Origin of the sequence: Gracilimonas sp. (genome assembly GCF_035704785.1) — a bacterium.
Taxonomy (GTDB): Bacteria; Bacteroidota; Rhodothermia; order Balneolales; family Balneolaceae; genus Gracilimonas.
The window spans coordinates 1-18,275 of sequence record NZ_DASSWP010000092.1 but is presented as its reverse complement, the minus strand read 5'-3'; the positions used below and the strand labels follow the sequence as shown (position 1 = coordinate 18,275).

The 18,275-nt window shown below is 41.7% G+C and carries 13 protein-coding genes, 1 tRNA gene and 1 pseudogene; 7 read left to right on the top strand and 8 right to left on the bottom strand.

What is annotated here, in order from left to right; all coding sequences use genetic code 11:
* Window positions 1–626 precede the first annotated feature (626 nt).
* The 4 genes from VFM80_RS05410 to VFM80_RS05395 all read left to right on the top strand — a co-directional run bounded on the left by VFM80_RS05410 (window position 627) and on the right by VFM80_RS05395 (window position 4,369).
* Window positions 627–714 (top strand) — tRNA-Leu (locus VFM80_RS05410).
* A 200-nt stretch (window positions 715–914) separates the two neighbouring features.
* On the top strand, window positions 915–1,304 hold the full coding sequence (locus VFM80_RS05405; protein WP_395070328.1) for a response regulator: 390 nt from the start codon (window positions 915–917) through the stop codon (window positions 1,302–1,304).
* A 643-nt stretch (window positions 1,305–1,947) separates the two neighbouring features.
* Complete coding sequence (locus VFM80_RS05400) at window positions 1,948–3,675, top strand: sensor histidine kinase (RefSeq protein ID WP_395070326.1); 1,728 nt, start codon at window positions 1,948–1,950, stop codon at window positions 3,673–3,675.
* Window positions 3,665–4,369 (top strand): response regulator transcription factor, encoded by a 705-nt coding sequence (locus VFM80_RS05395; protein ID WP_395070324.1) that lies wholly within the window; start codon window positions 3,665–3,667, stop codon window positions 4,367–4,369. Before VFM80_RS05400 ends, VFM80_RS05395 begins: the two co-directional genes overlap by 11 nt.
* A gap of 92 nt (window positions 4,370–4,461) precedes the next feature.
* Here VFM80_RS05395 and VFM80_RS05390 read toward each other — a convergent pair whose 3' ends face one another.
* Window positions 4,462–5,025 (bottom strand): NADPH-dependent FMN reductase, encoded by a 564-nt coding sequence (locus VFM80_RS05390; RefSeq protein ID WP_395070322.1) that lies wholly within the window; start codon window positions 5,023–5,025, stop codon window positions 4,462–4,464.
* Between the two features lie 154 nt (window positions 5,026–5,179).
* Between VFM80_RS05390 and VFM80_RS05385 the strand changes: the two are divergent.
* Window positions 5,180–5,710 (top strand): annotated as a pseudogene (locus tag VFM80_RS05385) (macro domain-containing protein).
* A 39-nt stretch (window positions 5,711–5,749) separates the two neighbouring features.
* On the opposite strand, the gene VFM80_RS05380 reads toward VFM80_RS05385, so the two are convergent.
* Window positions 5,750–7,141 carry a D-alanyl-D-alanine carboxypeptidase/D-alanyl-D-alanine-endopeptidase gene (locus VFM80_RS05380; protein WP_395070320.1) on the bottom strand — a complete coding sequence of 464 codons (1,392 nt, stop codon included), beginning with the start codon at window positions 7,139–7,141 and terminating at the stop codon, window positions 5,750–5,752.
* A gap of 77 nt (window positions 7,142–7,218) precedes the next feature.
* On the opposite strand from VFM80_RS05380, the gene VFM80_RS05375 reads away from it, so the two are divergent.
* The gene (locus VFM80_RS05375; RefSeq protein WP_395070319.1) at window positions 7,219–8,856 is read left to right on the top strand and encodes an N-acyl-D-amino-acid deacylase family protein; all 1,638 of its coding nucleotides are present in this window, start codon (window positions 7,219–7,221) and stop codon (window positions 8,854–8,856) included.
* Between the two features lie 33 nt (window positions 8,857–8,889).
* Here the strand turns inward: VFM80_RS05375 and VFM80_RS05370 are convergent, their stop codons facing one another.
* From VFM80_RS05370 to VFM80_RS05350, 5 genes are all read right to left on the bottom strand, one after another.
* The gene (locus VFM80_RS05370) at window positions 8,890–9,879 is read right to left on the bottom strand and encodes a dihydrodipicolinate reductase (RefSeq protein ID WP_395070318.1); all 990 of its coding nucleotides are present in this window, start codon (window positions 9,877–9,879) and stop codon (window positions 8,890–8,892) included.
* A gap of 46 nt (window positions 9,880–9,925) precedes the next feature.
* Window positions 9,926–10,825: a serine hydrolase gene (locus VFM80_RS05365; protein ID WP_395070317.1), complete on the bottom strand. Its 900-nt coding sequence runs from the start codon at window positions 10,823–10,825 to the stop codon at window positions 9,926–9,928.
* Between the two features lie 96 nt (window positions 10,826–10,921).
* Complete coding sequence (locus VFM80_RS05360) at window positions 10,922–12,340, bottom strand: SusD/RagB family nutrient-binding outer membrane lipoprotein (RefSeq protein ID WP_395070316.1); 1,419 nt, start codon at window positions 12,338–12,340, stop codon at window positions 10,922–10,924.
* Between the two features lie 20 nt (window positions 12,341–12,360).
* The gene (locus tag VFM80_RS05355) at window positions 12,361–15,516 is read right to left on the bottom strand and encodes a SusC/RagA family TonB-linked outer membrane protein (RefSeq protein WP_395070314.1); all 3,156 of its coding nucleotides are present in this window, start codon (window positions 15,514–15,516) and stop codon (window positions 12,361–12,363) included.
* 238 nt (window positions 15,517–15,754) lie between these two features.
* Window positions 15,755–17,131: a replication-associated recombination protein A gene (locus VFM80_RS05350; protein WP_395070312.1), complete on the bottom strand. Its 1,377-nt coding sequence runs from the start codon at window positions 17,129–17,131 to the stop codon at window positions 15,755–15,757.
* Between the two features lie 343 nt (window positions 17,132–17,474).
* Between VFM80_RS05350 and VFM80_RS05345 the strand changes: the two genes are divergently transcribed.
* Window positions 17,475–17,705: a hypothetical protein gene (locus VFM80_RS05345; protein WP_395070311.1), complete on the top strand. Its 231-nt coding sequence runs from the start codon at window positions 17,475–17,477 to the stop codon at window positions 17,703–17,705.
* On the opposite strand, the gene VFM80_RS05340 is transcribed toward VFM80_RS05345, so the two are convergent.
* A partial coding sequence (locus tag VFM80_RS05340) for a hypothetical protein (protein WP_395070309.1) occupies window positions 17,702–18,275 on the bottom strand: 574 nt, incomplete at its 5' end. The two genes, VFM80_RS05345 and VFM80_RS05340, sit on opposite strands and share 4 nt — an antisense overlap.

Genomic DNA, 18,275 nt, shown 5'->3' with positions numbered 1-18,275 from the left:
GGAGTTCCCTTAGCCTGCGGCGGTACCAAGGTCAATATATTTTACACCGAAGAGCCGGAGGGCAAGGGACAGGGATTGGGTTCCGTAGCTTGGGGAAATATTACCTAAACTAGCAGCTTTGGCCTTGGAACCTTTGGCACTCTTTTTTTATCTCCTCCCGGGAGGAGAAGTTCTTTGGTGACATTCGGGGCATTCCTATCTCAAAATCCTTATTAACGTCCTCCTCCTTGAGAAGGAGGAGACAGAGGAGGTCGGAGTTTAGGGCAGCCGAGCTTAATCCACCACCGCACAAGCGTGAGGCTTGCGCTAGGGCCGGATTTAAGGGGTTAGGTGCGAGGTTTTAGGCGTTAGAATTCAAAATTCTTCATAATGCCACCGTCCTTGCCGAAGCATCAGTCGCCTTCCGGTATACAAGCTTTTGGGGGTTCAGCCCTGCACAGATCAAGGCAACCGAGCTTGATTTCAACATCGCACAAGCGGGACGCTTGCGCTAGGGCCGGGTTTAAGGGCATCTGGACTTTTATGCTATTAACCCGGTCATCTACAGCAATGACAGGTTAGAAAATAACTTTAAATCTTTATTGAAGTAGTGAATGGTAAAGCCGTATATTTGGCGCCTACTCGTTGCCTCGGTGGTGGAATTGGTAGACACGTTGGACTTAAAATCCAATGGATATTAAAATGTCCGTGCCGGTTCGAGTCCGGCCCGAGGTACAAAAGCCCCGTAAAACTTTGTTTTTGCGGGGCTTTTGCTTTTTTAAGCCCGGAAGAGGCTTCAAAGCTCCTTAAAGGTAACCGGGCTTGAAATAAGGGATCTTTTCTTGTCCCTAAATTTTTATATTTATATAATTTCGTTTAATATCAATTCATGGTATTATTAGGGTACTGTCTTTTGGCAATTGAATTAACTGAACATGATGGATAAAAATCAGAAAAAAACAGTAATGATCGTCGAGGACGATTTAATACTGAATCTTCTGTACGAGAGCTACTTAGAAAAATTGGGATATGATGCTGAAGGGGAGCTGGTTTATGGTAAAACAGCTATAGAAATTGCTCAGAAGATCAAACCCGACCTTATTTTAATGGACATCTCATTGGAAGGTGAAATTGACGGAATCACCGCGATGAAGGAAATTCGGAAGTTCTCCGATGTACCTGTCATCTATATTACCGGAAATTCTGACCCTCACCACGTTCAGCGTGCAAAGGAAACGGATTATCTGGATTATTTGGTCAAGCCTATTGAATTCAATGACCTTAAAGAATCTATTGAAAGAAATTTCAACAAGATCCATAAGTAGTTTTTTCGGCTACAAACCTTTTCTTCACTCCTTTCAAGTTGGATCACTGTTGCTAAGTCATTCTTCACAAACTTAATACAAGTGACCGGGTTAATTTCAACTTTTGCAGATTCTTCGGGGGTACCCTCAGAATGACCGGGGACGAAGGATGGAAGACCGAGATATTAGAATATTAAGGCATTGCACAAGCGGGACGCTTGCGCTAGTATGAGCGGCCAAAGGAAGCGCTGCCTTATCTATCAGCTTTTTGGCCTTGGCACCGTTGACCCTCCTCTTTATCTCCTCCCAGGAGGAGAAATTCCTTAGTGACATCCGAATCATTTCCAAACCTCAAAATTCATATTAGCGTCCTCCTCCTTGAGAAGGAGGAGACAGTGGAGGTCGGAGTTTGGGGCAACGGAGCTGGCATTCCACCGCACAAGCGGGACGCTTGCGCTAGTGAGTTTATATATTCTATTTAAGTCATTCTGGTCCCCCAACAGGAGTAAACCATTTCATGTCTTAATACCGCTTTTCAAGCTTATGTATATCGAATTCATGTTTAACATAATGTTTTCCATTCATTATTATTTTTACCAAATTTGAGTTTAATGATGCTGTCTTAGTGCTATATTAGAGTATTAATTCCATAACATATACTCATATGAAAGTTTTACGAAACAGAGGTGTTCGATGGGTGCTGCTGATGACAGGATTAGTGGCAATTATCGCGCTCACCGGAATGAATGTACTTTCTCTATATGACTTGCGCGACCGTATGGTTGAAAGTGAAGAAGAGCGCCGCATCGATCAGCTGGATGAAATAAATGACACCATCCGAAACCAAATTATATCTCCTTTAAGGGGATTGTCAAAAATTGAACTTGAGCCTATTGAGTCATCTATACAACAGACCGGAGAATTGCCTGAGAATATCCTGGAAGTTCTCGCAAAATCTTCAGAAAGCCCTTACTTTAATGATATTTATTTTACCCCTGAAGGAACCGATCCCTGTGATGAGAACAGCACTATTTACAAGTATGATCCTTCTCAGAATCAGATCAATCCCACCGATGATTTTCCTCAGCTTGTTTGTGGCGGAGTTGGATTAACACGTACTAAAACACAAATTCTGCTTAACGACTTCAACTTCAGATGGAATAATAATTTTGAATTTGATACTCATCGCAGTGCAAATATCGGGCTTATCAATCCTATTGAAAACAGAATGTTGGGTGTGCTTACCCTTACTTTGGATGAAGAGTATATCATCAACGAAGTCTTCCCTCCTTTCCTTACTAATTATTTTGGCAAAAGCAGTGAGTCCGGCATTGTTGTTTGGGTGCGTGACTGGACGAGCGATGAAGTTCTTGCCACCAATGATCCCTCCGTTTCTTATGACAGAGATCTTGTTGATCACAGAATGGGTTTTTCAGGATCGGGATTTTTTGACAACTGGTCTCTTTATATCGCTTTCCTTCAATCGCCGGTGACCAATGCCTACAATGCAACATTGGTGAAAAACCTTGTGGTGTTGGGGGTAGCGATGTTATTCCTGACGGGAGCTCTCATTTTCATGTTTGTTACGGCACAGCGAGAAAGGCAACTTGCTCAGCGTCAGGCCAGCTTTTTGGCAAATGTAACTCACGAGTTAAAAACACCGCTTGCCGTTATGCAAGCTGCCGGTGAGAATATTTCGGATGGAAGGGTAACGGACCCCGTACGCCTGAAACAATATGGTGAACATATTTACAATGAATCTATCAGGCTTCGCGGTATGATCGAAAAACTGCTTGATGTAGCCAGAGTTGATTCCGGACAAAATATGATCAAAGCGGCTCCATACAAACTCCATGATCTTTTAAGTACCTATTTATCTGAAAACAGAGACTATTTTGAGAACAAAGGATTTGAAATAAAATTCAAGTCTAATGATGAGGCTTCTCTCACTATGATCGACAGAGGTAACTTTGAAACTATTCTGAGTAATCTCACAGAGAATGCCATCAAGTACAGTACCGATGATAAGTATATCGAGTATCAGGTCTCTGCCAATGACGATAATGTATTTTTCAGCATTACCGATCATGGTATCGGAATACCTAAAAGAGCTCAAAAAAATATTTTTAAAAAATTCTATCGGGTGGAAGATTCTGATTCCATGAGTACTAAAGTTAAAGGCCACGGACTTGGGCTCAGCATCGTGAAAAATATGGTGGAAATGAACGGCGGTAATATTGAAGTAAAAAGTACACCGGGCAAAGGAACAACATTTGTTGTAAGATTTCCTAAATTGATGAAAGAAGAAGTTCAGGCTGAACAGGTTCAATCATCTGCTGAAGATTCCTCATCAAAACAAACAATAAATAATCAAACAGAATATGTCGGATAAACGCATGAAAGTACTTGTCGTAGAAGATGAACCAAGTCTAATTTTTACTCTACGCGACACGCTTGAAAGTGAAGGCTACGACGTTGTTGTTAGCGAAGAGGGTACACAAGCCTTAGAAATGGTGAAAGAGCATAAACCAGATATCATGATCCTCGATATCATGCTGCCAGGCAAAAGCGGATATGATATCATGGAAGAGCTCAGAAAAAATAAGTACACTTTCCCGGTGATCATGCTTACGGCCAAAGATCAGGAGCCCGACAAGGTGAAGGGGTTAAGCCTGGGCGCTGATGATTACATAACCAAGCCTTTTGGGGTGAAGGAATTACTGGCTCGGATTGAAGCCCGTTTACGCCGCGCCGGTGCTTATTCAACTTCAGGTGAAGTTGATATCCTGCAGCTTGGAGATGTTAAAGTTGACCTTAAAGAATCCGTAGTTCTCCGGCCTGACGGAAACGAAATTGAATTGACATCCCGTGAAGTTGAACTGATACGCTACCTATTGAAGAGTGCCAACGAACCTATCTCCCGTGATGAGCTCCTGGAAAAAGTCTGGAGGTATGAATTCAGTACCAACACCAGAACTGTTGATGTGCATATCTCTAAATTGAGAGCTAAGATCGAGGTTCATCCCGATGATCCGCGTTACCTGATCACCCTGCATGGTGTGGGATATATGCTGCGTAATAATTAACGCTTAATTGTTATTGAGAACGGAAAATCGAGAGTAATTACACTCTTTTATATGGCTTTGCAAAACGTTTGTTCTTCAAAGCCTTCTTTTATTTACACCAGCTGATCCATTTCTTTCTTCTGAACGGATTCAACAAACTTGACAAAGTTGACAACCTGTGATTCTAACAGATCCTGTAAAAACTCATCATGGATTCCGTTTTCACCATCAAACTCTTGATTCACTCTCGCTATAAAAACACGTTCCGGAAATTGAAGTGCATTCCGATAATTGGCGATCTGCTGAAATTGTTCTACTGAACGAAGTGCCCCAAAAGCCCCGTCGGATTCACCGATAAAAGCCATGGGCATTTTTTCAAAAGCTTTCGGAAAAGGCAGATAATCTACAAATACTTTGAGGATACCGGGGAAACTTCCATTGTATTCCGGAATCACAAATATCAATCCATCGGCATTAATGACAGGCTCTCTGAATTTCTCTATAGCCGGGATCTTTTTACCATACCTTCCTCCCACTACTTCTTCCAGCGGGAAATCTTCCAGGGTTATTACTTCTACATCCGCTCCCTCTTTCTGATATAGTGTCTTCACATACTCTGATACTTTCAAAGCATTTGAGTTTGGGCGATCTGTACTGCTGATTATCTTTAAGTTCATTAATTCTTTTTTTGAAACTGAATTAGTGCGCACATAAAATACCATTTATGATGCAAAATAATTCCTTGATTCAACCCAAGACACCGGGTGTTTAATTTTGTGGTATAGTAAGCTTATTTACACCTTTCAAAAAACTTAATTAATATCTTTTGGCATGCATAGAATTCATGATATCAAGATTGAATACATAAAAGGAGACATCGCAGATCAACCGGATGTCACAGCGATTGTGAATGCGGCCAATGCCGAACTTAGAATTGGAGGCGGCGTTGCCGGAGCTATACACCGGGCTGCCGGACCGGGTCTAACGAAAGAATGCTAGCCCATGGCTCCGATCAAGCCCGGAGAAGCTGTTATTTCAGGCGGTCATGATCTGCCTAATGAATATGTGATCCACTGCCTGGGGCCTGTTTATGGAAGAGATAAGCCGGAAGACAAACTTCTCGCTGATTGTTATCGAAATGCACTTCGGCTTGCTGAAAAGCATGAGATAGATTCGCTTGCCTTTCCGTCCATTTCAACAGGAGCTTTCGGGTATCCTATGGAGGAAGCGGCTAAAGTCGCGTTTTCAACTGTTCGGGATGAGGTTCCAAATCTGAAAACCGTAAAAGAAATTCGATTTGTGCTTTTTAGCGATGGGGATCTTAAAGTGCATCAACAAATTATGGAAGAAGTATTTTCCTGAGATTATTCAAGCTTCAGGATATTTTTTTGGCACTTCGCTTTAATAGGTGGCGTGTATATGCCTCAATACATAGTCCATCTCATTTTTAACAATAGATGAAGAAGTCACATAGTGATTATTCATAAAACTGAATAAAAGCTTCTTCCCGCTATTGGTAATCACAAATCCACTCAGGCAGTGGTTATTACTCAGCGTGCCGGTTTTTGCGAATACATATGGTTCTGCACTATCCGGGGCTGCATACCAATTCCTTATCGTTCCCGATACCCCGCCGGCAGGCAATAATTCAAATAGTTCCGGATCATATGAAAACTCCTTATCTATCTGTTTCAACAGCCAAATAATACTTCTTGGGGTAAACATATTATACCGGGAAAGGCCTGACCCATCAACCCATTGGGGCTCATCCGGCATCTCACTTAAATGATTTTCCTTCATATATTCAATAGCGGTTCGGCTGTTAAGCGGTTCTCCCATTTGCGATGCCGTCACCAACAGCAACTGCTCGGCTATAAAATTATCACTGGGTTGAAGCATACGCTTATAAACTGAATCAGCTCGTACACTGTACATGATCTTATGATCTTCCGGAAATGAAGCTGCAATATAAGTAACAGGTTTCCCTAGCGTATCACTTAGCATTTCTGTAATTAATTCGGGGGTGTAATGAAAAGGTTTATCTGTGGTGTAAGTAGTTGTATCTGATCTTGGACTGTACCTGAATTGATTATCGAAAAAATCTCTTTCTATAAGAGGCAGATTCTTTTCCGAAACTGTATTTTCGATCTTTGAACGAAAAAATGTCGGGGAAACTTTTAATCCTGATGAATCGGAAGCAATCTGCAGTTTCTCAATTTCTTCTACCGTTACCCGCATTACATTCCCGAATACCGGAAAGGGTGATTTTTCAGCGGAATAATAAGAGTTGAAATCACTCCACGACCATCCCGGCCCCAGTACTTCATCATCAAAATGCTCATCGGTATAGAAAAGGTCTTTATCACTGTCTTTTAAAAACCGAAAAATGGCCGGATTGCCAAAATCAGGGTGCAAAAAAGAGGGATCACCGGTTCCCCGGAAAATCAAAGAATCACCTTTCACAAAATATTGGATTCCCGGGAGTGAATCCGGAAGCATTTTTAAACCGGTATAGAAAGTAAATAATTTTGTATTAGAGGCCGGAGTAAAATACCTGCTTTCATTTTGTGCGTACAATACACTGTCTTCTTCCGGATCATAAAGCATAAATCCTGTAAAATTGCCCGAAAAAACCTCCGAATCTTCAAAAATAGCTTGTAATGTGTTGACTTCTGTTTCCGGTTCCTCTTTCTGAACCTCAGGTTTGATTACTTCTTCAGCTGAACGGCATCCCCAGAAAATGGTTAAAAAAAGAATCGCAAAAAGAACAGATATTGAATTTGATACTCGCATATGACTGTTATAAAATATTTTGTTTATTTAGCTCAACATATCTAACAAATTTTTAGCACAAATAAAATATACTCACCATGCGGAGAAAAACCCTATTCCCGGCCTTACTGCTGCTGATCGCAGCTGCGTGCACTCAACAAGATTTTGATGCCATTATACAAAATGGCACTATTTACAACGGAACCGGTGATGCTCCGTTTACAGCTGATATAGGTATCAGGGCAGACACGATTGCCGCTATTGGTAATCTGAACTCTTCTGATGCTCCTGTCATCATTGATGCGGAAGGGCTTGCCGTATCCCCCGGATTTATCAATATGCTGAGCTGGGCTAATTACTCTCTGTTGGATGACGGCAGGTCTATGAGCAATATCAAACAGGGAGTTACCCTGGAAATATTTGGTGAAGGTTCTTCCATGGGGCCTCTTAATGTGGAGAATAATGAGCAACCGTGGACTACTCTCGGTGAGTATCTTGAATATCTTACAAAAGAACTGGGAGTTTCGACCAACGTAGCTTCGTTTGTAGGGGCTACTACCATTCGCCAACGTGTCATTGGTTCTCAAAACGTAGCACCAACCCCGGATGAGTTGGCGCAGATGCAGCAGCTTGTTCGGGAGGCAATGGAAGAAGGGGCTTTGGGAGTCGGTTCATCGCTTATCTATGCTCCGGCCTTTTTTGCAAGCACAGAAGAACTCATTGCCCTTGCAGAGGCGGCCGCGGAATATGACGGCACTTATATTTCCCATATCCGAAGTGAGGGTGATGACTTGTTAAAAGCCACTGATGAACTTTTTACCATTGCTACTGAAGCTGAGATCGATGCCCAGATATATCATCTTAAAGCAGCCGGTAAACGAAACTGGGATAAACTTCCACTGGTATTGACTAAAATTGATTCTCTTCGAAATTTAGGGCATAATATTTCAGCAAATATGTATACCTATACTGCAGCTTCTACCGGCCTTGATGCTACTATTCCGCCAACCGTACAAGAAGGCTCATACCGGGATTTTATCAACCGTCTGAAGCAGCCTGAGATTCGTGAAGAAGTACTGGCATCTATGCGAAGTCCTCAAACAGACTGGGAAAATTTTTATCAATTAGCTGAATCTCCCGAAAATATTTTGCTGGTTGGATTTGATGAAGATTCACTCAAATACCTTACCGGGAAAAATCTGGCTGAAATAAGCGAGATGCGCAACACCGATCCCACTGAAACTATTATCGACCTCATCATAGAAAACGACGGGGATATCAGTTCGGTCTTCTTCGTAATGTCTGAGGAGAATGTTCGTACTAAAATAAAGGTCCCTTATATGAGTTTTGGCTCCGATGCCCGCTCAATTGCTGCGGAGGGTGAAGTTCTGGAATCAAGTACGCACCCGCGCACCTATGGCACTTTTGCCCGGTTATTGGGGAAGTATGTACGGGATGAAAACGTTATCCCGCTACAGGAAGCCATATACCGCTTAACAGGATTACCGGCTAAAAACCTTAAACTTCAAAAACGTGGCTACCTCAGCGAAGGTTATTTTGGTGATATCGTGATCTTTGATCCCGCCACGATTGAAGATAAAGCAACATTCACAGAACCCCATCAGTATGCCGTGGGAGTGCATCATGTTTTTGTAAACGGTGTGCAGGTATTAAAAGATGGTGAGCATACCGGGGCTATGCCGGGGCAAGTAGTGCGCGGCCCGGGTTGGAAATAATTTCTTCCCACCGTCTGGCCTATTACTGGCCTATTAAACCTGACTGTAGTAAGCCGGTGCCGGAATTTCCAACATGGTCCTCAGTCCCGGATTCACAGCAATAACAGAACGGATCGTATTGACGATGATGGCTGAAGTAGCAACATCACCATTAACTCCTCCATCAATGACCGACCTGAAACCCGGGTTCCCGGTTATTTCTATGGAATCATAAGAGCGGCGGAGACCCACTGCTGCTTTAAAATTAAGAGAAATTACTTCTTCATTATTTTTATAGCCTTTAGCAATTTGTTCCACACCGACAATATTTCCTTTTTCAATCAAGATCTGATCCAATTCTATCCTTTCTTCGGCAAAAACCGGGGTAAGAGTTTCTTCAACTTTCTCCATTTCCCACCCAAGCGCCCTGGCCAACAAATAAACCGATTCTTTTAAGCCTACATGCCGGATAGAATCCCCTTTTTCTTTAAGCTCAGCTTGAGTTAAACCTGCTCCTATTTTTTGCTGGAAAGGCACTCGCCTGGAGCTGGCATCCTGATATCGGTCTACTTTAACGTGATCCACTTTTTGGCAAACAGATGTTAACACAGCCGGAAGGTAATCCATCAGGAAGCCGGGATTAACCCCGGTCCCAATACAGGCTACACCTTTTTCCTTGCAGTATTGATTAATTCGTTCAGCAATTTCAGGTTGCAGATCAAACGGGCACATCAGCTCTTCACATGTGGAAACTATATGCAGTTTAAAATCCGCTGCTTCCTTGATCTGTGATTCTATTTTTTGAAGGGAAGAAACCGTAGATATCACCGCGACATCGGCCTTAGTTTTTGCCATGGCAGAACCAAGGTCGGGATGCACCAAACCACCCCGTTCATTTATCCCGGCAAGTTCTCCCAGATCTTTTCCTGTTTTAGCAGGATCAAGGTCTACCCCGCCTACCACTTGAATGCCTTTTCGCTCTGTCAGATATCTTGTCAGTTGCTGACCTATTGGGCCAAGGCCTATCTGGATTATTTTGATCATAATTAACCGGGATACTTTTTAAAATTTAAAACTGTTTCTTTAGGCTTTATTGTACAACAAAATCATAGACCATTTTGGAAATATCAGCAAAAGTGGAAAGCACTGCTTCCCTCTCGGGTGCATTTTTTGAAAGCATTACCAGCACATATCGCTCACCGGAAGGCAAAATTACTATACCGGAATCATGATTTACCCCGGTAATCCAACCGGTTTTGTGAGCCACTTGCACACCATCAGGGAGTAGGGCAGGAATCATTTCATTAAACTTCTGTCCCTTTAAAATTTCAATCATTTGTGCTGAAGCTTCTTCACTGACCGCTTCACCGTTTCCGATCTTACTGTAAATTTTCATTTCATCATAAGCCGTTGTACGATTGCTCAATCCTTGCTCAAATGCTTTTATATCCTCTACGCCCCGCAACACCAATATGCTATCAGCTCCGTAGCTGCGCATTGTTTCGGTTACTTTTTCCGCATTCACTTTTTCAATTAAGATATTGGTTGCAAGGTTACTGCTCATCGTTATCATATCGTACATCAAATCGCTGATGGTCCTTTTTTTACCGATAAGGTCATAGAGCTCGCTCTCACTATCTTCATCTACCGACATTTGATAAATGCTGCTATCTACAATACTGCGAAATTCATTTTTTACAAGAATAGAATCATTTAGCGAAAACTCCCCCGCTTCCGCTTGCTTGTACAATTCAATCATCACGGGTGTTTTCATGGTGCTGGCAGCATGGAACATTTCCCTTTCATTAATCAAAATAGTCTCAGAAGTATCTGATAGGTTCGTGAATGCCACTGCAAAATCACCGGAAAGAGCTTCAAGGCGTTCTTTTATTTGGGATTCTAAATGCACAACATTATTGACAGGCTGTGTGCAACCGACTACTATAAAAATAATTCCTACGGTTACCCAGCTAAGAAATACTTTGGACATTTGTATTTTATTTAAATTGAAGAGGATAAGAATTCATAATAAAAAAAGAGGCCCTAAGCATTTTGGGGCCTCTTTTTTCTCATTTATTGGTTTAAATTACTGATCCCAGAAAAGGTTGTCTGTACGGGATATTTCCGGTACGTTTTCGCCGTTCCGTTGGGTTTCTGATTCGGGATATATTAAACGTCTAATCCAGTCTCCTCCCAAAGAACTGTTAGCCGGTGGATCCATATCATCATAAGCATAGTCGTGACGACGAGCATCTACCCATGACTCAGGATGAAGGAACATTGCCACATACTTTTCTTTCATAATGTGATCAATTGTCAGATTAAGTTCCCCAACATCTACAACCGGGTCATTCATATATAACTGCTTATCAACTTCAGCCACACCTACTTTATCCATATGAGCTTCAATACCGTCCATATAAGCTTGATAGGCACGTGTAGTTTGTGATGGAGTAGCCATCAAAGCAGCTTCTGCTTCTATAAACTTTTGTTCGGCATAAGAAGCAATAATAATCGGTGCAGTCCGTGCCGAATAAAAGTCATCCGTCGTTAATACTGAGAAAGCTCCTTGTTCGGGTGCATTACCTCGCCCAGCCCCATTAGTAACTCCTACGTAATCCCCATCAACATTAGTACTCATAAACATTTCGATACGAGGATCTATCACTCCATAGGTAGTACCATTCATGTGGTCGACAATTTGCTCTGACATCCAACCACCGAGTATTAATCCGGCATTGGCAATTGCAACGGAAGCCCAGGGGTTTACCTGCTCTTCAAAATAGGTTACCTGTGCATCGTCAGCATTACTTTGAAAGCCATTGTCTAATGCCGCAAGAACGGCCTCAGGATCATATGATGTTTGTTCGCTGTAATGATTCAGATAACGAGCTTGAAGCATATAAGCCAGCTGTTGCCACTTGGTAATATCGCCACCATAAATAAAATCTTCATTTCCGGCAACGATGGTTGAGTTGGATTGCTGAAGCTGAATCAAGCCATCCTCTAACAAAGTAAAAACTTCATCATAAAGATTTTCCTGATCGTCATAAGCCGGGTTCAGTGTTTCAGCAAAAAATGCCTGTGAATAGGGTGCATCTCCCCAGGCATCAACCAGGGTAGCCAGGTTTAATGCTTTAAGAATCTTGGCTATTCCGACATACTGAGTTGCACCCTCTTCTTCTGCCAAAATCTCTAAATCAGAAAGATCAGTCATAACATCGTACAATTGATACCACTGATCTCCATAGCTTACTGCTTCATGCACATCTGTTGCACTCGCTTGATTAGGAGAAGCCAGATACTGTACATAATAGGAAGTTATACTGCCCATTCGATACATATTTTGGGCAGTCTCATAGGTTACATTTGTCATCAGCCCCTGTGGCGGAGCTTCTGTAGGGTTATTTGGATCATCATTAATATCGAGGAATCCCTCACATCCGGTCAAAACGAATACCGTTGTGATACAAAAAATCAGAATTTGTTTAGAAAATATCTTCATTGGTTTATCCTGTTTTGTGTTTATAGAGAAAGGTTAACCGAGAAAAAGAAACTGGCCACACCGGGGTAATCCAATGCAGTGAAGCCTTGGGCATTGGTTGAAGCTCCTCCAGCACGTGACTCGGGGTCAAATCCACTAAAAGGAGTATACAGTATAATATTAGTGGCTGTAGTAGACAGCGTAACTCTACGAAGCCCCAAATCAGTGACTAGGTCCTGTGGCAGTGAATAAGCCAACCGAATATTTCGCAACTTGATATAAGAAGCATCAAGAACAAATTCTTCGGTTGCTCCTCGCTTCACATTTCGATGATAACCTGCTCCATAATCTCTAACTAAACCTGTATTAGGATCAATTCGGCCTTCCGGGTCTAAGCCTTGACCAAGCCATACCTCCTGAGTATTTGGCTGACCATCGGCTGTAACACCCTCAAAAACACGGTAATCTTCCCGGTCCAGGGTATTCTTCGTGATCCCAAAAGCAGTAAAAAAGTTATCATACTGACTATAAACATCTTGTCCCCACTTAGCATTAATCAAAAAGGTAAGATTGAAATTTTTGTAGGAAAAATCGTTTCGAATACTTCCAATCCAGTCTGGCTGAGTATTCCCTAATACTTTCTGATCATTATTAATTACTGGAAAACCATCATCTCCTATAACGATCGGGCGATCTTTATCAAGATAGATATTGTCTTCCGGTTCACCGGATGCATAATATCGCTCATAGCTTCGGCCATATATATTGCCAAATGGATCACCTTCCGTAAGCTGAATTGAAGCAGAACTTCCGGCATAACCAAATGAGGAACCCAGTAAAATCTGATTAATCCCTTCTGCTATTTCAATCACTTCACTTCTGTTTCGACTGTAGTTAACCGCCACATCCCAAACAAAATCCTGTGATTGTACAGGGCGACCTTCTATTTGTAACTCTATTCCTTTGTTTTCAATTTCACCGGCATTTGTAATGATTCGGGTATATCCGGTTGCATTAGAAATTGGAACATCAAATATTTGGTCTCTACTGTTTGATTTATACCAGGTAAAGTCAAATCTCAACCTGTTATCCAGAAACCTCAAATCAGTACCTAATTCGAGAGTCGTTGTTTGTTCCGGCTTTAGGTCAGCACTACCCCGAACATTTGAACGGCTAAAGCCTACCTGACCAGCTAATGGAAATTGGCTGGGGGTATTGTAGGTATTACTTGTTGCATACACAGGAGCATCTTTACCTACCATTGAATAAGAAGCTCTCAATTTTCCGTAAGTAACATGATCCGGGAGATCTATTATATCACTGAATGTAAACCCAATATTTGCCGATGGATAGAAAAAGGACCGGTTATCTTCCGGTAAAGTTGATGACCAATCGTTACGGCCTGTCAGGTTTAGATAAAGGAAATTGTCATAATTAATCATCAAGTCACCATAAGCACCTATAAGACGGCGCTGACGAATAGTCTGGCTTAAAGAGATATCCCTTACGTTACTCAGATGATAGAAAAGCGGGGTTACAAAATCATTTCCGGTAGAAACTACATTATTAAAGCTTCTATCAAATATGTCATTTCCAACACGAAGCCTTGTACTGACTTTTTCAGTCACATCCTTTCTAAAGGTAAGGTTCAATGTTGAATTAAGGTCACGGCTGTTTATGCGTGTTTCTTCTATTGCACCTGTACTGCTTACAACATTTTCATTCTCCACGCCTCTTGGTCCTGGAATAATCTCGGTACGCTGATCACTATAATAATCTGATCCAAGCGTATACAGTACATTAAACCATTCTGTGGGACTGTAATTTACAGTCACATTTCCCAGAATGCGGTTTACATCATCTTCATAGGTCCAGTGTTTAGCCTGATATATCGGGTTACCTCCAGAACCTTCATTATTATAATAACCGCGCATGGTACCATCTTCTTTTTCAAAATTGGTAACATCTTTTGTTGGAGCCCAATACATCATGGATTCCATAAAACGATCACCTAAAACGCGGTTCCCGCCGGAATTTATATAATATGCTGATGCTTGAACGGTGAGGTTTTCTCTGGGAGAAATATCACCGGATAATCTTACTGAGGTCCTGTCCCAATTTCCATAAGGCAGCACTCCTTCATGCTGAAGGTTTGAAACTGATGCGTAGTAAGTTGCATTTTCATTACCACCAGAAACATTTATTGAATTATCTACCTGTACTCCTGTTTGAGCAGCGTCTCGCCATATGTCATAATACTGCCAGTCAGGGTTAATGTTTTCACGTACCTCTTCAATTTTTGCCCCCCAGTTAGGCCAAAAACTTTCCGGGTCATGCTGGAATGAAAAACCCTGTCCATAAACTTCCTGAAATTCGGGGTAAGCATTGATACGGTCGAATCCTACAGTACTGCTTAAATCAATTTCCGTAGCCCCGGCTTCCCCCCTCTTTGTAGTTATAATCACTGCACCATTAGCAGCCCGCACTCCGTAAAGCGCTGTGGCGGCAGATCCTTTAAGTACGTTTACTGATGCTATATCATTTGGATTGAGATCAGCAGCACGATTACTCATTCCGCGAGGTGTTCCTGAAGACTCAATGGTAGAGTTATCAATCGGTACCCCATCAACAACAAACAATGGCTGGTTATCTGCCCCGGGATCCAGGGAGTTTACCCCACGTATTACAATTCGAGAACTCCGTCCTGGAGCACCTCCTGTATTAGTAATTTCTACCCCTGAAACTTTTCCGCTCAAAGAATTCACCAAATTAGATTGATTGCCGATAGTTAAGTTTTCGCCATCGATCTGCTGGGTGGAATACCCCAGTTCTTTTCGCTCTTGTTCAATACCGAAAGATGTAACAACCACATCGTTCAATGCCTGAATGGTAGGTTGAAGTGTTACATTTATTTCAGAACGGTTGCCAATAAATACTGATAAACGCTGAAATCCGACAAATGAAAAAACTAAAGAGTCAGCATCTGCAGGCACCCCTGAAAGAGAATATTCCCCATTCTCGTTCGTAGAAGTACCTATATTTGTATCATTGACAAACACGTTAACGCCGGGCAGGGGTTCATTGGTTTCCGCTTCCGTTACCGTACCTGTAATAGTACGTTGTTGTGCCTGGGCTGATCCCAAGATCGTGAAGAGAAATGTTCCAAGAACACACACAAACAGTAGTAATCGTTGCATATATACCTCATCATTAATTTGAATAAATTGAAGTTAGTGCAAATGATAATCTATCTAACTGCTTTATCATTATGGGCTTCTAAATAAACTTTTTTTTTAAAAAATAAAAGAGACCCCACTAAACTTTCTAAATGAAAAGCAATTTCATGTATAATAAAGCTATAAAGGGCATTTATTTTAACTCAACTATTTAGTCTTATGTGATAAGATTCATCTATAAATGAACGAATGACGGTATTTAACTATCTGTTCTTTCATTTTTTTTCTTGATCTCCTGCCATTTCTTCCACAGCAGCGCCTCTCTTCCCTGGTTTCCGGCTTTGTACCACCGTTTATTCTTTAAGGCATCCGGCAGATATTGTTGGTCTACCCAATTATTTGGATGGTTATGTGGGTATTTGTAGTCATCGGAAGCATTTTCAACTCCAAGGTGCTTGGCTCCAAGTTTGTTGGCCGTTTTATCTTTTAGATAGGGCGGGATATCTTTTACTCCTCTTCCACTGATCTCCCGATTCACTTCGAATATCGCTTTGGTGCTGTTGCTCTTGGGGCATGTACTCAAATACAAACAGGCATGTGACAGAAAATACATCCCTTCCGGCATGCCGCATTTCAAGAAGGCTTCCTGACAGGAATTCACAATAGTGATTGCATTCGGTTCGGCCAGCCCCACATCTTCACTCGCAAAGATCAGCATCCTTCTGAAAATGAAGATCGGATCATCCCCGCCCTCCAGCATGGCATTCATCCAGTATAAAGCCGCATCGGGATCGGAGCCCCGCATAGATTTAATAAAAGCTGAAGCGTAGTGATAATGCTCGTCCCCGGTTCGATCGTAGCGTACATTACGCCGCTGAATACTTTCTTTGGCAACCCCCAAATCAATAGTAATCTTTTCATCCTTACCTGGCTTGCTTGAAAGTACCGCAACTTCCAGTGCATTCAATGCATTTCTGATATCACCGCCGGCCATTTCTGCAAGGTGCTTAAAGGCATCTTCCGTTACTTCAATATTTTTTTTCCCTAAGCCGCGCTCTTCATCTTTCAAGGCCCGATTCAGCATCAGCTTCACTTCATCCGTGGTTAAGGGGTGAAGTTCAAAAAGCTGGCATCTGGAAAGCAGTGGATTTACCAGAGAGTAGAATGGATTTTCCGTAGTAGCACCAACCAGTGTAATTATTCCCGATTCTAAATGAGGCAGTAAAGCATCTTGCTGAGCTTTATTCCAGCGGTGAATTTCATCCACAAACAAAATGGTTTTTCGGCCATTTAATTTGCGCAATTTTTCGGCTTTATCCACTACATTTCGGAGTTCTGTGATACCGTCCAGCACCGCATTTATGACTTCAAACTGTGCCTTAATTTCTCTGGAGATAACATGCGCAAGTGTCGTCTTTCCTGAACTGGGAGGGCCATAAAAAATGAGCGAGCCAATGATCCCGCTTTCGATCATCCTTCGAAGCATTTTACCATCCCCTACTAAATGTTCCTGCCCGGCAAATTCATCCAGCGATTGCGGACGCATTCGTGTAGCTAACGGCTCACTGTACTGCGGATTTTCTTTCTGGGATGAAAAGGAACCGTCCTTGGATTTTTTTTCTTCGAAGAGATCCATGAATGAATTTCGAGGTGATTCTAAAGTATATGTAAGATATGTGTTTTGGGGGAAAGAAGTAGTCAGAAATCAGGTGTCTCAACTTAGTAAGAGCGCATTGGACAGGGGCGTACAATAAACTCATAACAAACCTGCAACAATTAAGACTATAAATAACAGGGTTGAGCGGACAACAGCTTGCGGATGATGAATTATAGGGAGCTGGGGATTAGCTGTAGGCCACGGACCCGCGCGCCGAATTTTTCAGTGATTTTTTTACCGGGATGGATCCCGGAGCGGCGGCGGTGGTTTTTGAGCGCGGGATTTTTATTTTAAGGCGTAATTTTAATTAACGGGATGTACGATGAGCGAAGAAAACAAGCCAGAAAAGAAAAGCGAAGCCAATGAAGCCAGCAAAGCCGGTTTAGCAGTCATATTTATAATAGGTGCATTAATACTGTTTGTGAGCATATATAATAGTGATGTAGTATTCACAGCGGTTGATATTGGATTTATAATAGGATTCTTCGTTATGATTGGAATGTATGGATGGATGATGAAGGTCCTGATGCAGATCAGAGATAAAATAAGTTAATTAGGTCTATAAGTTGGATCAGGTAACCAGGAACCATTTGATCCATAACCTCCACCAAAAAATATAGGTGGATTAAGCGATTGATTATCTAACTCTAAAATTTCATTTAGATGAAGTCTTTTACCTTGGTTCTTTTCATCAAAACCCAATTTTGATGAAGGAGCAGAATAAAGGAAATAAAAGATATCAGCAGAGAGAGCTTTAAATATGTGATAGGCATTATTGTATCCAAAGGACAACGAGATTATTAATTCTCTTGTATTCTTTCCTTCATAGAACTCTAATTCCTGACCTTTAATCCAATATAAAAGATCCATGTTACTCCAGTCTTGGATAAAAAGTAGATTTCGGATCTTTCTTTTCCATTTTTTTAATGGTGGAATCAGTTCATCTTCAATCATTAAATATATACCTGCCATCCTATCAAAATTTATACCTTTTAAGTGCCTGTCTTGTTCTTTTCTCATTTCCAAATATTGCTTAAAAGTTTCTTGATATAAATCCAGAACATCCACTTTAAAGCTTATCGGGTATTCCTGTAGTATATCAAGATCACCATATTCACTTTCA

Excerpts from the sequence above, each read along its gene's own strand:
- VFM80_RS05365 (WP_395070317.1), bottom strand. The coding sequence starts at position 10,825 with ATGTCCAAAGTATTTCTTAGCTGGGTAACCGTAGGAATTATTTTTATA.
- VFM80_RS05370 (WP_395070318.1), bottom strand. The coding sequence starts at position 9,879 with ATGATCAAAATAATCCAGATAGGCCTTGGCCCAATAGGTCAGCAACTG.
- VFM80_RS05390 (WP_395070322.1), bottom strand. The coding sequence starts at position 5,025 with ATGAACTTAAAGATAATCAGCAGTACAGATCGCCCAAACTCAAATGCT.
- VFM80_RS05395 (WP_395070324.1), top strand. The coding sequence starts at position 3,665 with ATGTCGGATAAACGCATGAAAGTACTTGTCGTAGAAGATGAACCAAGT.
- VFM80_RS05360 (WP_395070316.1), bottom strand. The coding sequence starts at position 12,340 with ATGAAGATATTTTCTAAACAAATTCTGATTTTTTGTATCACAACGGTA.
- VFM80_RS05375 (WP_395070319.1), top strand. The coding sequence starts at position 7,219 with ATGCGGAGAAAAACCCTATTCCCGGCCTTACTGCTGCTGATCGCAGCT.
- VFM80_RS05350 (WP_395070312.1), bottom strand. The coding sequence starts at position 17,131 with ATGGATCTCTTCGAAGAAAAAAAATCCAAGGACGGTTCCTTTTCATCC.
- VFM80_RS05380 (WP_395070320.1), bottom strand. The coding sequence starts at position 7,141 with ATGCGAGTATCAAATTCAATATCTGTTCTTTTTGCGATTCTTTTTTTA.
- VFM80_RS05405 (WP_395070328.1), top strand. The coding sequence starts at position 915 with ATGATGGATAAAAATCAGAAAAAAACAGTAATGATCGTCGAGGACGAT.
- VFM80_RS05355 (WP_395070314.1), bottom strand. The coding sequence starts at position 15,516 with ATGCAACGATTACTACTGTTTGTGTGTGTTCTTGGAACATTTCTCTTC.
- VFM80_RS05400 (WP_395070326.1), top strand. The coding sequence starts at position 1,948 with ATGAAAGTTTTACGAAACAGAGGTGTTCGATGGGTGCTGCTGATGACA.
- VFM80_RS05345 (WP_395070311.1), top strand. The coding sequence starts at position 17,475 with ATGAGCGAAGAAAACAAGCCAGAAAAGAAAAGCGAAGCCAATGAAGCC.